The sequence below is a fragment of the Xylanimonas protaetiae genome (genome assembly GCF_004135385.1).
GTDB lineage: Bacteria > Actinomycetota > Actinomycetes > Actinomycetales > Cellulomonadaceae > Xylanimonas > Xylanimonas protaetiae.
The window spans coordinates 1,125,591-1,140,393 of the sequence record NZ_CP035493.1; the positions used below are offsets into that span (position 1 = coordinate 1,125,591).

Below are 14,803 nucleotides of genomic sequence, written 5' to 3' on the forward strand. Positions count from 1 at the left end.
CCGGCTTCGACCCTGCGGTGTCCCTCGTTCTACCGTGGACCACCGACATTCCCGTCGACGCTAGGCGCGCTGCGACCCCTGTGCAACGAGCCCTGTGGATGCGGGTGTGGACCGGGGTGTGGACGAAGCCCCCAGACTGTGCACAGTCCGTGGACAACGGTGTGCACAACGGAGGACTTCGCCTGTGTACAACCGTGCGCATGGTGGATGACCTGCAGGGACGTTTCCCTCAGCCTGTGGAGGAAAAGAAGTTGAGTGAGGTGGGTCGCACGCCGGCCGTGCGACGACCGGCGATCGGTCGGATCGACCGCGAGATCTTCGCGCTGGCGGTGCCCGCGCTCGGGGCGCTCGTCGCCGAGCCGCTCTTCGTGCTCGTCGACTCCGTCGTCGTCGGGCGCCTCGGCACGGCCCAGCTCGGCGGCCTCTCGCTCGCCTCCAACCTGCTGGTGACCGTCGTCGGGCTGTGCGTGTTCCTCGCCTACGCCACCACGGCGGCCGTGTCGCGGCTCGTCGGCGCGGGGCGCGAGCGCGAGGCGCTCCAGTCGGGTGTCGACGGCATGTGGCTCGCGCTCGGCGTCGGCGTCGTCCTCGGGGTGCTCGTGTGGGCCGCCGCGCCCTGGGCGGTGTCCGCGATGGGTGGCACGGGCGAGCTCGCCGAGCACGCCGTCACCTACATCCGCTACTCCGCGATCGGCCTGCCGGGCATGGAGGTGGTGCTCGCCGCCACGGGCGTGCTGCGCGGCCTGCGCGACACGCGCACCCCGCTCGTCGTCGCGTCCACCGGGGCGGTCGTCAACGCCGTCGTCAACATCACGCTCGTGTGGGGCGTCGGCATGGGCATCGCCGGGTCGGGCCTCGGCACGGCCCTCACGCAGCTCGCCATGGGTGCGACGCTCGCGGCCGTCGTCGTGCGTGGTGCCCGACGCCGCGGCGCCTCCCTGCGGCCTGCCGCGGGCAGCGTCTGGGCCAACGCCCGCGCGGGCCTGCCGCTGCTCGTGCGGACCCTGTCGCTGCGGCTCGCCATCCTCCTGACGGTCGCCGTCGCGACCCGCCTCGGCGACGTGACGCTCGCCGGCTACCAGGTGGTCGGCAGCCTGTGGGGCCTCGCGGCCTTCGCGCTCGACGCGCTCGCCATCGCCGCGCAGGCGCTCGTCGGCCAGGGCCTCGGCGCGGGCGACCTGCCGCGCGTCCGCGCCGTCCTGCGCCGGTGCCTGCGCTGGGGCGTCGCCGCCGGCGCCGCCATCGGCGTCGTCCTGGCCGCGGCGGGCTGGTGGATCGCCCCGCTCTTCACGTCCGACGACGGCGTCCGCGCCGCCGCGACGGCTGGCCTCGTCGTCGTCGGGCTGCTCATGCCCATGGCGGGCTGGGTGTTCGTGCTCGACGGCGTCCTCATCGGCGCGGGCGACGGGCGGTACCTGGCCGCCGTCGGGATGCTGACGCTCGTCGTCTACGTCCCGGCGGCGCTGGCCGTCGGCGCCTGGGCGCCAGCGGGGGCCGCCGGGCTGGCGTGGCTGTGGGCCGCCTTCGCGGGCGTGTTCATGGCGGCCCGGGCCCTGACCACGGGCTTGCGGGCGCGCGGCACGCGCTGGATGGTCACCGGCACATGACAAAGGGTCCTGGCCCCCGGAGAACCGGGAGCCAGGACCCTTCGAACGCTTGGACGGCAGCCTCAGGCAGTTCCTGAGGCTGCCTGAGACCTGGCGTTCCGCTACGGGCGAGTGCCTCGTTCCTCGGCCCTCACCCTTCGCTTCACTCCGGTCTCAGGCGGCGACGACCTTGACGTTGATCTTCGCCGACACCTCGGGGTGGAGGCGCACCGACACGGTGTACTCACCGGTCGACTTGATCGGCTGGGCGATCTCGATCTTGCGCTTGTCGACGGCCGGGGCGCCGGCAGCCGTCACCGCAGCAGCGATGTCGGCCGTGGTGACGGCACCGAACAGGCGACCGGCGTCGCCGGCCTTCGCCGTGACGACGACGGCGTTCGCGCCGAGCGAGGCGGCGATCGCCTTGGCCTCGTCGAGCGTCGCGATCTCGCGGGCCTTGCGGGCCTTGCGGATGGCGGCGACCTGCGACTCGTAGCCCTTGGTCCACGGGGTCGCGAGGTTGCGCGGGATGAGGTAGTTGCGGGCGTAGCCCGACTTGACCTCGACGACGTCGCCGGGCTCACCGAGACCGGTGACCTCGTGCGTCAGGATCAGCTTGGAAACAGCCATGGTTGTCCAGTCCTTCCTGACTCAGCGGGCCGACGACGAGTACGGCAGCAGGGCCATCTCGCGGGCGTTCTTGACGGCACGGGCGATCTGGCGCTGCTCCTGGACGGAGACGCCGGTCACGCGACGGGCACGGATCTTGCCGCGGTCAGAGATGAACTTGCGCAGCAGAGCCGTGTCCTTGTAGTCGACGGACTCGATCTTCGCCGTCTTCAGCGGGTTCGACTTCTTCTTGGGCTTGCGCACCACAGGCTTCGCCATGGTGTTGCTCCTTCGTGAGGAAAAGTGTGATCTGGGGAGAAGGGGCGATCAGAAGGGAGGCTCGTCGTTGAACGAGCCGCCCGACGACGCGGGGCCTGCAGAGGCCCACGGGTCGTTCTGCTGACCGCCACCGGAAGACTGGAAGCCCCCGCCCTGCTGGCCGCCGCCGAAGCCGCCACCCTGCTGGCCGTAGCCACCCTGGTTGCCGCCACCGAAGCCGCCCTGCTGGCCGCCGAAGCCGCCGCCACCGCCGGAACGCTGCGTCCGGGTCACCTTGGCCGAGGCGTACCTCAGCGCCGGCCCGACCTCGTCCACCTGCATCTCGACGACGGTGCGCTTCTCGCCCTGCTGCGTCTCGTACGAACGCTGGGTCAGGCGGCCCTGCACGATCACGCGCATGCCCTTGGTGAGCGACTCGGCGACGTTCTCCGCCGCCTCGCGCCACACCGAGCACCGCATGAACAGCGCCTCGCCGTCCTTCCACTCGTTCGCCTGACGGTCGAACGTCCGCGGCGTCGAGGCCACGGTGAAGCTCGCGACCGCAGCACCAGAGTTGGTGAACCGCAGCTCCGGGTCCGCCGTCAGGTTTCCGACGACGGTGATGATCGTCTCACCGGCCATGGCAAGCTCCTTCGTTCGTCCGAGACAGGTATCGGGGCGATCCCATCAGGAACCACTGACACGTGGCTACCCGACGGGCGCGTTGGGGGTTCTAGATCAGTCTCAGCGAGCGTCCGTGCGGAGGATCTTGGTACGCAGCACGGCCTCGTTCAGGCCGAGCTGGCGGTCCAGCTCCTTCGCGGTGTCGGACGTGGCGGTGAAGTCGACGACGGCGTAGATGCCCTCGGACTTCTTGTTGATGTCGAACGCCATGCGGCGACGACCCCAGATGTCCACCTTGTCGACGGAGCCGCCCTCGGTCGAGATGACCGACAGGTACTTCTCGAGCGACGGGGCGACGGTGCGCTCCTCGACCTCCGGGTCCAGGATCACCATCAGTTCGTACTGACGCATGCTCATACCCACCTCCTCTGGTCTGTGCGGTCACGGTCCATCCGTGACAGAAGGGGTTTCGTGCGTCGCTGTGCCCGCCTCGGCCCCGAGCGGGGTGCGGCAGAGCACAGACAGTCGTCCAGGATACCCGACTCCCGGGGCGCGGACGTCCGCCCCGGGGCCGCGGGCGTCACACCCTGGCGTCACGCCCACCGTCACGCCACGGCGTCACACCTCGTCGTCGTGGCTGCTCCCGGGGTCGCCGTCGTCGTCGTCGGGCCCGTTCTCGGGGCCGCCGTTGCCGGGGTCGCCGCCCGGCGGCGGCGTGGGCGTCGGCGACGGCGTCGGCGGACCGCCCGAGACCACGACCGTGACCGTCGACCCCGGCGGCACGAGGACGCCGCCCGGGGTGACCCCGAGCACGGTCCCCTGCGGCTGGCTCGACTCCACCGTCTCGATCCGGGCGTGCAGCCCGAGGCCGCTCAGGACGGGCAGCACCTGGCTCGTCGACTGGCCCACCAGGCCTTCGGGGACCGTGACCCAGCCCTCCATGGGGTCGGCCTGCTCCTCGTCGCCGTCCTCGAGCTCGAGGTCCTCGACGGGCTCCTCCGGCGGCGCGGTGCGCGTCGGCGTGTAGGTGGGGAGCTGCTGGACCGGCATGCCCTCGGTCGCGACGTGCATGAAGTCCGTCCACGCCCGCGTCGGGAACGTGCTGCCCGTCATGCCCGTGCGGTTGTTGGCCCACTGCCCGAAGGGCGTGATCGCCTCCAGCCGCCCGTCGCGCTCCTGCTGGAGCCCGACGACGGTGACGAGCTGCGGCACGAACCCGGCGAACCAGGACGAGACGTTGCCGTTGCTCGTGCCGGTCTTGCCGGCGGCCGGGCGTCGCTCGCCGTTCGGCCCGCGCAGCTCGCGTGCCGTCCGGCCCGAGCCGTTCTCGACGGCCTGCGCGAGCGCGTGCGTGGTGGCCGCCATGACCTGCGGGTCGAACTCGCGGACACGCTCCGTCGGGCCGGTGTAGACGAGCGACCCGTCCAGGCCGCGCACCTCGCGCACGATGTGCGGCGTCACGCGGCCGCCGCCGTTCGCGATGGTCGCGTAGGCGGTCGCCAGGTCGACGACGCTCACGTTCGAGGGGCCGAGCACGTTCGACGGCACCGCGGGGATGGAGACGGACTCGGGGATGCCGAGGCGGCGGGCGACGTCGACGGTGCGCTGCGGCCCGATCTCGACGTTGAGCTGCGCGTAGACGGTGTTGACGGAGTCGGCCATGGCGTCGACCAGGTCGATGTTGCCGAAGTTCGTGCCGCCGAAGTTCCGCGGGCCCACGTTGCCGTTCGCGGGGTCCCAGCCGGGGATGACCTTCTGGCTGCGGCCGTCGAACCGGTCCCCGAGCGAGTGCCCGTCCTCCAGCGCGGCCACGAGCGTGAACGGCTTGAACGTCGAGCCGGCCTGGGCGCTGCCCTGCGTCGCGGTGTTGAACTGCCGCTGGAGGTAGTCGAGACCGCCGAACAGGGCGCGGATCTCGCCCGTGGCGGGGTCCATCGACGCCAGGCTCACGGACAGCGCGTCGGGGTCGGCGGGGTTGTTCCCCTCGAACGCGGACTGCGCGACGGCGACGGCCGCGTCCTGGAGCACCGGGTCGATCGTCGTGACGATGTGCAGCCCGCGCGTGCGCAGCAGCTCGGGGCGGTCGCGGAACTGGTCGGTGTCCGAGAGCTCACGGATCACCTCGTTGACCAGGAAGCCCGCCTGCCCGCCGAGCGTGTTGGTGGCCGTCGGGCGCGGCAGGAACTCCGGGAACTCCGCCTCGGCGCGCTCCTCCGCGGTGATGAGCCCCTGCGTGTACATGCGGTTGATGTTGCGGTGCCAGCGCGTGCGGGCGCGGTCCTCGTTGACGCCCGGGTCCCAGTTGTTGGGCGACGGGATGATGCCCGCGAGGAGCGCCGCCTCGGACAGCGTCAGCTCGGCGGCCGGCGTGCCGAAGTACGCCTGCGCCGCCGCCTCGACGCCGAACACGCCACGGCCCCAGTAGATGGTGTTGAGGTAGCCCTCGAGGATGTCCTCCTTGGGCGTGGTGCGCGTGATCTGGAGGGCCATGATCGCCTCACGGAACTTGCCCACGAGGTCGGAGACCGAGTCGGTCCTGGTCCGCTCGATGTACTGCATCGTCAGCGTCGAGCCGCCCTGCGTCGAGTTGCCCCGCACGTTGTTCCACAGGGCGCGGGCGAACCCGCGCGGGTCGACGCCCGGGTTGGTCCAGAAGGTCGCGTCCTCGGAGGCGACGACGGCGTCGCCGACGTGGCTCGGCAGGTCCTCGAGGCTGACCAGCTGGCGGCGGGCGCCCAGCCGGCCGATCTCCGTCTCGCCGTCGGAGAAGAAGATCGTCGTCGTCTGGTTCGTGATGTTGCCGAGGTTCTCCGGGACCGTCGTCGTCACCCACGCCGCGACGAGCGTGCCCGTGCCGAGCGCGAGCACGCCCACGAACGTGCCGAGGACGACGCGCCACGACGGGAGCCAGCGGCGGATCGGGCCCTTGCCGCGGCGCGGGTAGTCCCACAGCCCACGGCGACGGGGCGTCTGGCGGCTGCCTGAGGTGGCCACGGCTGATTTCCTCCCGGGTCGGCGACCGGGAGGGGCCCCGGTCGGCGGGCCCCGGATGGCAGGGCTCCGCCTCGACCCAGCACGCTAGGAGACCCGGCGCCGCCACCGACCTGCGGCGGCGCGGTTCACACGCGTCCGTGGCGGCCTTCCCCGGAAGACCCGGCGGGCTTCACCGGGCCTTCACGCCGCCGTCGGCCTCGGGGAGGGTCAGTGGCCTTGGCCCGGCGGCGTCAGCGGGTCGATGACGGACGACGCCGACGGGTCTGGCGTGGGCGTGGGCGTCGACGTCGGCGGCGGCGTGTTCCCACCGCTGGTGCCGTTGTCGCTCTTCCCCGTGGACACCGTGACCGTGATCGACGACCCCGGCGGCACCTTCTGCCCTTGCGGCTGCACGTCGAGCACGGTGCCCTTCGGCTTGTCGTTCGCGACGGCGTTCGGGATCACGCGCAGGCCGAGGCTCTCGAGCTGGTGCTGCACCTCGCTGACCTGGCGTCCGACGAGGTCGCCCGGCACGTCCACGAAGCCGGCCAGCGGGTCGGCCGGCGGCTGCTCCACGGGCGCCTCCGTGGTGGGCGTCTCCGACGGCGTCTGCGACGGGGAGGGCGACGGACGCGGCGGCGTGTACGGCGGGAACTCCTGGACGTCGACGCCCTGGAGCGCCACTTCCATGAACTCGTTCCAGGCGCGCGCCGGGAAGGTGCTGCCGGTGATCCCGTTCTTGATCCAGCTCTTGTCGCCGAACCCGGTGATCGGCTCGACCTTGTGCGTGGCCGGGTCCTCCTGGTGGAGGCCGACGACGGTGACGAGCTGCGGCACGAAGCCCGCGAACCAGGCAGAGTAGTTGTCGTTCGAGGTACCCGTCTTGCCGGCGACCGGGCGGTCGAGCTTGATCTCCGTCTTGCCCGAGCCCTCCTTGATGACGCGCGTCATCGCGTAGGTGACGCCCGCGATGTTCTCGGGCGCGAACTCGCGCGTGCGGTCGGTGGGGCCGGTGTAGATGAGCGAGCCGTCCAGGCCCTTGACCTCGCGCACGACGTGCGGGGTCACGCGGTACCCGCCGCCCGCGAGCGTCGAGTAGGCCGTCGCGAGGTCGCGCGCGCTCACGCTCGCCGACCCGAGCACGTTCGAGGGGACGTCGGGGATGTCCACGGAGTCGGGGATGCCGAGCTTGTGGGCCGTGTCGACCGTGCGCTGCGGTCCGATCTCGATGTTGAGCGCCGCGTAGACCGAGTTGACGGAGTTGGCGGTGGCCTTGACGAGGTCGATGGTGCCGTAGTTGATGCCGCCGAAGTTGCGCGGGCCCAGCCCGGTGCCGCGGTCGTCCCAGCCGGGAGTCGGGATCCTGTTGTTGCCGTTGAACGTCTCGTTGAGCTTGTGGCCGTCCTCGAGCGCCGCGAGCAGCGTCATGGGCTTGAACGTCGAGCCGCCCTGCGAGGTGCCCTGCGTGGCGAAGTTGAACTTGCTGTTCGGCAGGGTCCCGAGATAGTCGGCGCCGCCGTACACGGTGCGCAGCTCGCCGTTGGTCGGGTCCATCGACACGAGGCTGACGGAGAGCCGGTTCGGGTCGGCCGGGTGGTCCCCCGTGAACGCGGTCTGGGCGATCTCGACGGCCTTGTTCTGCAGGTTCTGGTCGATCGTCGTGTAGATGCTCAGGCCGCGCGTCTGCAGGCGGTCGTCCTTGAACTGGTCCATCTTGCCGATCTCGGACACGACGAGGTCCCGGATGTAGCCCTTCTGGCCGCCCAGGGCGTCGGTCTTCTCCGCCCTGGGGTTGAACGCGGGGAACGCCGCCTCCGCGCGCTGGGCGTCGGTGATGTACCCCTGGTCGTGCATGCGGTTGATGGAGCGCGTCCAGCGCCGCTCGGCCTGCGTGAGGTTCTTGTCCGGGTCCCAGTTGTTGGGCGAGGGGATGATGCCCGCGAGCAGCGCCGCCTGCGAGGGCGTCAGGTCCTTGGCGTCGACGCCGAAGTAGGCCTGCGCGGCGGCGCCGATGCCGTTGACGTTCCGGCCCCAGTAGATCGTGTTGAGGTAGTCCTCGAGGATCTCTTCCTTCGGGGTGGTGCGCGTGACCTTGAGCGCGATGATCATCTCGCGGATCTTGCCCGTGTAGCTCGTCGTCGAGTCGAGCTTGGTGCGCTCCACGTACTGCTGCGTCAGGGTCGAGCCGCCCTGCCGCGCGCCGGTCGTGAGGTTGGTCCACAGGGCGCGCAGCAGGCCGCGGGGGTCGACGCCGGCGTTGGTCCAGAACGTCGCGTCCTCCGAGGCGACGACGGCGTTGCCGACGTAGTCGGGCAGGTCCGCGTACGTGACGAGGATGCGCTTCTCGTTCTGGATCGTCGTGATCGGGGTGACGCCGTCGGCGTAGTAGATCGTGGTGATCTGGTCCTTGATGTTGCCCAGGTTGTCGGGGACGTCGGTGGCCGCGTACGCGGCGAAGGCCGCGCCCGCGCCGAGCGCGAAGAAGCCCAGGACCGTCCCGACGACGATGCGCCAGGACGGGATCCAGCGGTGGATCGGCCCCTTGCCGCGGCGGGGGTAGTTGAAGAACCGACGAAGACCCTTCGTCGGTCTCGTCGCCGGACGGCGTGCGCTTCCTGAGGTGGCCACGCCTCAGAACCCTAGGGGATCGCCTGTCGCGAACTGAGTCATCGGGCGCCCGCTGCGACCCTTCCTCGCGGCGTCTCCCCGCACGGACCCGAGGCGCTCCGCCGAACCTTCACAAACGACAGGCCGTACCGGACATTGCGCCAGCGACCTCGGAGGCGTACGGTGCCGTTTCCTACGATGTATCGAGTCGATAGGTCTGATCCGATACCGCGCGTCGATACCACTGCACGATAGTCCGGCGCGACAGGTCGCATCTCACCACACGTCGGCTCCACCCCGTTGCCAGGACGACCGAGGAGGCCTTGTGCGCAGTCGCTCGACAGTGCTCGAGACCGCCGTCCTCGGCCTCCTCAGCTCCTCGCCGCTGCACGGCTACGAGCTGCGCAAGCGCCTCGCGCTGCTCCTCGGCCCCTTCCGGGCCTTCAGCTACGGCACGCTCTACCCCGCGCTGCGCTCCCTGCAGGAGCGCGGCCTCATCGCGACGACGGAGCCGTCCCCGGCCGCCGCCGCACCGCGCACCTCGGCTGCCCGCCGCTCCGCCGGGCGGGAGGCCGTGCCGCCGCTGGCCGGCCGCCGCGGCCGCATCGTCTACGAGCTCACGGCCGAGGGCAAGGAACACCTCCAGACCGTGCTGTCCTCCAGCGGCCCCGCCGCCTGGGAGGACGAGAACTTCGACGTCCGCTTCGCGCTCTTCGCGCAGACCGACGCCGACACCCGCCTGCGCATCCTGGAGGGCCGGCGCACCCGGCTCACCGAGAAGCTGGAGGCGGTCAAGGAGTCCGCGGCTCGCACCCGTGAGCGGCTCGACGAGTACACGCTCGAGCTGCAACGACACGGGCTCGAGCAGGTCGAGCGCGAGGTGCGCTGGCTGGACGGCCTCATCACCCAAGAAAGGGGCCGCGTGCTGCGCGACCCCCGAGAGAATCAGAAGGAGCGAGGATGACCTCCATCCGCGTCGCCATCGTCGGTGTCGGAAACTGCGCATCGTCCCTGGTCCAGGGCGTGCACTACTACCGCGACGCCGACCCGGCCGGCAAGGTCCCGGGCCTCATGCACGTGCAGTTCGGCGACTACCACGTGTCGGACCTCGAGTTCGTGGCGGCGTTCGACGTCGACGCGAAGAAGGTCGGCTTCGACCTCGCCGAGGCCATCTACGCCTCGGAGAACAACACCATCAAGATCGCCGACGTCCCGCCGCTGGGCGTGACCGTCCAGCGCGGCCCGACGAACGACGGCCTCGGCCAGTACTACTCGGCCACCATCGAGGAGTCGGACGCCGAGCCGGTCGACGTCGTCCAGGCCCTCAAGGACGCGCGTGTCGACGTGCTGGTCTCGTACCTGCCCGTGGGCTCGGAGATCGCCGACAAGTTCTACGCCCAGTGCGCGATCGACGCGGGCGTCGCCTTCGTCAACGCCCTGCCCGTCTTCATCGCGTCCGACCCCGAGTGGGCCGCGAAGTTCGAGGCCGCCGGCGTCCCGATCGTCGGCGACGACATCAAGTCGCAGGTCGGCGCCACGATCACGCACCGCGTGCTGGCCCGCCTCTTCGAGGACCGCGGCGTCATCCTCGACCGCACGTACCAGCTGAACGTCGGCGGCAACATGGACTTCAAGAACATGCTGCAGCGCGACCGCCTCGAGTCCAAGAAGGTCTCGAAGACGCAGGCCGTCACGTCGAACCTCCACGACGGCCCGCTGGCCGGCAAGAAGGACGACCGCAACGTCCACATCGGCCCGTCGGACTACGTCGCCTGGCTCGACGACCGCAAGTGGGCGTACGTGCGCCTCGAGGGCCGCGCGTTCGGCGAGGTGCCCCTGAACCTGGAGTACAAGCTCGAGGTGTGGGATTCCCCCAACTCGGCCGGCATCATCATCGACGCCGTCCGCGCCGCGAAGATCGCCAAGGACCGCGGCATCGGCGGCCCGATCCTGTCGGCGTCGACGTACTTCATGAAGTCGCCGCCCGTCCAGATGGAGGACACCGAGGGCCGCGCGCAGCTCGAGGCCTTCATCAAGGGTGACATCGAGCGCTGATCCCGCGCTGATGCGCCATCACGACCGGCGGCCGAGCCTTGGCTCGGCCGCCGGTCGTTTTTCTGAGAGGTTCTCCCTGTGGGTGTGATCCAGGAGCTGCGCGAGCTCCTCCGGCTGAGCGGGTACCGCAGGCTCCTGACCGTGCGGCTCGTCTCGCAGGTCGCGGACGGGATGTTCCAGGTGGGCCTCGCGTCGGCGTGGTTCTTCTCGCCCGACGCCGCCGGGTCGGCCGCGTCGGTCGCCGGGCGGTACGCGCTCATGCTCGCGCCGTTCACGATCGTCGGGCCGTTCGCGGGCGTGTTCCTGGACCGATGGCGCCGGCGCCAGGTGCTGCTGCTCGGCAACCTCGCCCGGGCGGCGGTCACGCTCGCGATGGCCGGGGTGATGCTCGGCCTGTCCCCCGACCACTGGGGCGTCCTGGTGCTCGGCCTCGCCGCACTCTCGGTCAACCGGTTCCTGCTCGCCGGGCTGTCCGCGGGCCTGCCCAACGTCGTCGGCGGGCCGCTGCTGCTGACGGCCAACTCGATCACGCCCACGCTCGGGTCCGGGGCGGCGTTCCTGGGCGGCGGCATCGGGTTCGTCGTCGCGTGGCTCCTGCCGCCCGGGCGCGGGGCCGACGCGACGGCGCTCGTGTGCGCGGCCGCCGTCATGACGTGCGGGGCGCTGGCCGCGGGGCGCCTGCGCCGCGACCAGCTGGGCCCCGAGCACCCGCGGTCGGTGCCCTTGCGCGACGACCTCGCCGTCGTCGTGCGCGACCTCGCCGCCGGGGCCCGCTACCTCGCCGCGCGCCGCACGCCCATGCAGGCCCTCGCCGTCATGGCGGCGCACCGGTTCCTGTACGGCGTCGTGTTCATCGCGTCGATCCTCATCGCGCGCAACCTGCTCTCCTCCCCCGGCGACGCCGCCGGCGGCCTGGCGAACTTCGCCGTGATCCTCGGGCTGACCGCCGTCGGCGGGGCGGGCGCCGTCGTCGTGACGCCCGTGCTGTCCCGGTACACCGGGCCGCAGGTGTGGATCGCGCTCATGCTGCTGCTCGCCGCGGCGTCGCAGCTCCTCATGACGACGACGCCGGCGCGCGGCGTCGTGCTCACAGGGGCCGCGCTGCTGGGGATGGCCGCGCAGGCGGCCAAGATCGCCGTCGACACCATCGTGCAGCGCGACACGGTCGACGACGTCCGCGGGCGGGCGTTCGCGCTGTACGACGTCATGTTCAACGCCGCGTTCGTCGGGGCAGCCGTGCTGGCCGCGCTCTTCGTGCCCGACTCCGGGTGGTCGCGGCCGCTCTTCGTCACGCTCGCCGTGGCCTACGTCCTCGTGGCCGTCGTCCTGTGGACGCAGGGCGCGCGAACGCCCACCGAGGTCACCCGCCCCGTCACCTCCCGCGATCCGGAGATCTCGCCTACGCTCCCATGACAAGCGCCGCCGGGACGGGGCGGTGCCCTGCATCGGGAGATCTCATGGCCCCCCAGGTCGAGGTCGTGCACTGGAACCCCCGACGACGACGGCGGCGCACGCTCGCCGAGCGCCTGCTCGGGAGGCACCCCACCACGCCTGTGGACAACTTCGGCGACCTGCTGGGACCGCTCGTCGTCGAGCTGCTGCGGCGCTCCCGGGGGCTGCCCGCCGACGGCGGGACCGGGCCGGGCCGGCGGCTGCTCGCCGTCGGGTCGATCCTGCACCTGGCGCGCGACGGCGACGTCGTCTGGGGCAGCGGCGTCAACGGCAAGATCCCGCTCGCCGCGCTGCGGGCCCGGCGCCTCGACGTCCGCGCCGTGCGCGGACCGCGCACGCGCGACGTGCTCGCCGGCCTGGGGATCGACGCCCCGGCCGTCTACGGCGACCCCGCGCTGCTGCTGCCCCTGGTCGACCCGCGCCTGCGCGCCTGGGCCGCCACGCCCGTGCACGACCTCACGGTCGTGCCGAACGTCCACGACCTGGCCGCGCTGGCCGACCATCCCGCCGTCGTCGCGCCGACCGCGCCCCTCGACGCCGTGCTGGAGCGGGTCGCGCGCAGCCGGCTCGTCGTCGGGTCGTCGCTGCACGGCCTCGTCGTCGCCGAGTCACTCGGCATCCCCGCGCGCGCCGTCGTCGCCGGGCACGAGCACCCCCTCAAGTACGACGACTACTACCGCGGCACCGGTCGCGACGGGGCCGACGCCGCCGCGACCGTCGAGGAGGCCGTGCGGCGCGGCGGCGCCCCGCCGCCGCGCTGGGACCCCGAGCCGCTGCTCGCGGCGTTCCCCGCCGACCTGTGGCGCGTCCCCTCGACCGTCCCGGGGGGCCCGTGAACGGCCTCGACGTGCTCCAGGCGCTCCAGCGCGGCCGCGACGCGGCGTTCAGCGTCGTCGCCGCACGCGGGTTCGCGCAGTTCGGCGCCGGGTCCCGCATCCTGCTGCCCTTCCGCTGGGGCAACGCGCACCGCATCGCGGTGGGGTCGCGCGTGCTCATCGGGGCGGGGTCGTGGCTCATCGTCCCCGCCCCCGGCGACGACGTCGCGCTCACCCTCGGGGACCGGGTCCGCATGAACCAGACGTCGATCAGCGCCGTCGAGAGCGTCGTGATCGAGGACGGCGTCGCGCTCGCCCGGGGCGTCTACGTCGCGGACCACGCGCACGGGTTCGACGACCCGCACGCGTTCGTGCGCGACCAGCCGCTCACGCGCGTCGCACCCGTGCGGATCTGCCGCGGGGCGTGGCTCGGTCAGAACGTCGTCGTGCTGCCCGGCGTGACCATCGGCGCGGGCGCCGTCATCGGGGCCAACAGCGTCGTGCGCTCCGACGTGCCCGCGCGGACCGTCGCCGTCGGCACGCCCGCCCGCGTGGTGCGGGAGCTCGCGTCGTGAGCGACGTCGTCTTCACGTTCTCCTACGAGACGTACGACGACGCCGCCCGGCGCGGCATGATGCGGCCCCCCGACCGGCTGCTCGCGACGCTGCTGCGCAGCGACCGGGTGCGCCGGCTGCTCGTCGCCAACCCGTGGCGGTCCGCGCCCACGCTCGCCGCGCGGCGGCTGCTGCGCCGCGACGTCCCCTTCCCCGCCACCGCGCACGCCCGCCTCCACCGGCCCGCGCGGCTCCGGCGCGCGGACCCCGTCGACGTCGCCGCCCTCGCGGAGCAGTACGTCGCCTACGACCGGTCCGTGCGGCGCGCCGCGCGCGACCACGAACGGCCTGCCGTCCTGACCACCAACCCCCTCGTCGCGGGCTTCGCCCCCTGCGGTGGGCGGGCCCCGTGACGTACTTCGCGCGCGACGACTGGCTCTCCTCCGCCGCCCGGCGCGCGTACTGGGACGCCTACCGCGCCGCGTACCGACGGATCTCCGAGGCGGGCGTCGCCGTCGCCGCCGTGAGCGCCGAGCTGCTCGACCGCATCGCCCCGCGCGGCCCCGCCGCCGTGGTGCCCAACGGCGTCGAGCCCGCCGAGTGGCTCGGCCCGCCGCCGCCCGCGCCCGCCTGGCTCGACGCCGTCCCCCGGCCCCGCGCGATCTACGTCGGCACGCTCGACGAGCGGCTCGACGTCGCCGGGATCGCCGCGCTCGCGGGTGCGTGCCCCGGGCTGAGCATCGTGCTGCTCGGGCCGCTGCCCGACCCCGCCTACGTCGCCCCCCTGGGCGCTCTGCCCGGCGTCCACGTGCACGGCGGCGTCGGGCGTGCGGAGCTCGTCGCCGCGCTGCGCGCGTGCGACCTCGCCCTGCTGGCGCACCGGCGCACCCGGCTCACCGAGGCCATGAGCCCGCTCAAGGTCTACGAGTACCTCGCCGCCGGGCTCCCCGTGCTGGCCACGGACCTGCCGCCCGTGCGCGGCATCCACCCGCGCGTCACGCTGCTCGACGACGTCGCCGGCTTCGCCGACGCCGCCCCGGCCACGCTGGCCGCCGGACCGCTGGCGGAGGACGACCGCACGGCCTTCGTCGCGGCGAGCTCCTGGGAGGTCCGCCACCGGACCGTCATGGACCTCCTCCTGCGGTCCTGACCTCCCTGGGAGCCGGGTCGTTGCTCCCGTTTCGGCGTGATGAACACTGGTTTGGCCGTCAGGTTGGTGCGCCGGAACCCCTTGCGCACCCGGGCAGCCCCGTGTGTGATGGACAACGGG

At 72.4% G+C, this 14,803-nt stretch carries 13 protein-coding genes and 1 pseudogene; 8 read left to right on the top strand and 6 right to left on the bottom strand.

Annotation, left to right across the window (positions count from 1 at the left end):
- The first annotated feature begins 251 nt into the window (after positions 1-251).
- A complete protein-coding gene (locus tag ET471_RS05075) occupies positions 252-1,607 on the top strand; it encodes an MATE family efflux transporter (protein WP_242496429.1) in 1,356 nt (451 codons plus the stop codon).
- Positions 1,608-1,760: 153 nt separating this feature from the next.
- On the opposite strand, the gene rplI is transcribed toward ET471_RS05075, so the two are convergent.
- The 6 genes from rplI to ET471_RS05105 all read right to left on the bottom strand — a co-directional run bounded on the left by rplI (position 1,761) and on the right by ET471_RS05105 (position 8,678).
- Positions 1,761-2,216 (bottom strand): 50S ribosomal protein L9, encoded by a 456-nt coding sequence (gene rplI / locus ET471_RS05080; protein ID WP_129186889.1) that lies wholly within the window; start codon positions 2,214-2,216, stop codon positions 1,761-1,763.
- Between the two features lie 21 nt (positions 2,217-2,237).
- A complete protein-coding gene (gene rpsR, locus ET471_RS05085) occupies positions 2,238-2,474 on the bottom strand; it encodes a 30S ribosomal protein S18 (RefSeq protein WP_129186890.1) in 237 nt (78 codons plus the stop codon).
- A gap of 48 nt (positions 2,475-2,522) precedes the next feature.
- Positions 2,523-3,095, bottom strand: a complete 573-nt coding sequence (locus ET471_RS05090) for a single-stranded DNA-binding protein (protein WP_129186891.1) — start codon at positions 3,093-3,095, stop codon at positions 2,523-2,525.
- A gap of 102 nt (positions 3,096-3,197) precedes the next feature.
- Positions 3,198-3,494, bottom strand: a complete 297-nt coding sequence (rpsF, locus tag ET471_RS05095; protein ID WP_129186892.1) for a 30S ribosomal protein S6 — start codon at positions 3,492-3,494, stop codon at positions 3,198-3,200.
- A gap of 201 nt (positions 3,495-3,695) precedes the next feature.
- The gene (locus ET471_RS05100; RefSeq protein ID WP_129186893.1) at positions 3,696-6,071 is read right to left on the bottom strand and encodes a penicillin-binding protein; all 2,376 of its coding nucleotides are present in this window, start codon (positions 6,069-6,071) and stop codon (positions 3,696-3,698) included.
- A gap of 207 nt (positions 6,072-6,278) precedes the next feature.
- Positions 6,279-8,678, bottom strand: a complete 2,400-nt coding sequence (locus tag ET471_RS05105) for a penicillin-binding protein (protein WP_129186894.1) — start codon at positions 8,676-8,678, stop codon at positions 6,279-6,281.
- Positions 8,679-8,982: 304 nt separating this feature from the next.
- Between ET471_RS05105 and ET471_RS05110 the strand changes: the two genes are divergently transcribed.
- The 7 genes and pseudogenes from ET471_RS05110 (at position 8,983) to ET471_RS05135 (ending at position 14,683) form a co-directional block, all read left to right on the top strand.
- A complete protein-coding gene (locus ET471_RS05110; protein ID WP_129186895.1) occupies positions 8,983-9,621 on the top strand; it encodes a PadR family transcriptional regulator in 639 nt (212 codons plus the stop codon).
- Positions 9,618-10,712, top strand: coding sequence for an inositol-3-phosphate synthase (locus ET471_RS05115; protein ID WP_129186896.1), 1,095 nt, complete (start codon positions 9,618-9,620; stop codon positions 10,710-10,712). Before ET471_RS05110 ends, ET471_RS05115 begins: the two co-directional genes overlap by 4 nt.
- A 78-nt stretch (positions 10,713-10,790) precedes the next feature.
- Positions 10,791-12,125 carry an MFS transporter gene (locus ET471_RS05120; RefSeq protein ID WP_129186897.1) on the top strand — a complete coding sequence of 445 codons (1,335 nt, stop codon included), beginning with the start codon at positions 10,791-10,793 and terminating at the stop codon, positions 12,123-12,125.
- 44 nt (positions 12,126-12,169) lie between these two features.
- The gene (locus ET471_RS05125; protein WP_165350405.1) at positions 12,170-13,000 is read left to right on the top strand and encodes a polysaccharide pyruvyl transferase family protein; all 831 of its coding nucleotides are present in this window, start codon (positions 12,170-12,172) and stop codon (positions 12,998-13,000) included.
- A gap of 404 nt (positions 13,001-13,404) precedes the next feature.
- Positions 13,405-13,554: pseudogene (locus ET471_RS19085) on the top strand (sugar O-acetyltransferase); the annotation flags it as partial.
- A complete protein-coding gene (locus ET471_RS17905; protein ID WP_165350406.1) occupies positions 13,551-13,946 on the top strand; it encodes a hypothetical protein in 396 nt (131 codons plus the stop codon). The pseudogene ET471_RS19085 and the gene ET471_RS17905, both read left to right, overlap by 4 nt.
- A complete protein-coding gene (locus ET471_RS05135) occupies positions 13,943-14,683 on the top strand; it encodes a glycosyltransferase (protein WP_165350407.1) in 741 nt (246 codons plus the stop codon). Before ET471_RS17905 ends, ET471_RS05135 begins: the two co-directional genes overlap by 4 nt.
- Positions 14,684-14,803 lie beyond the last annotated feature (120 nt).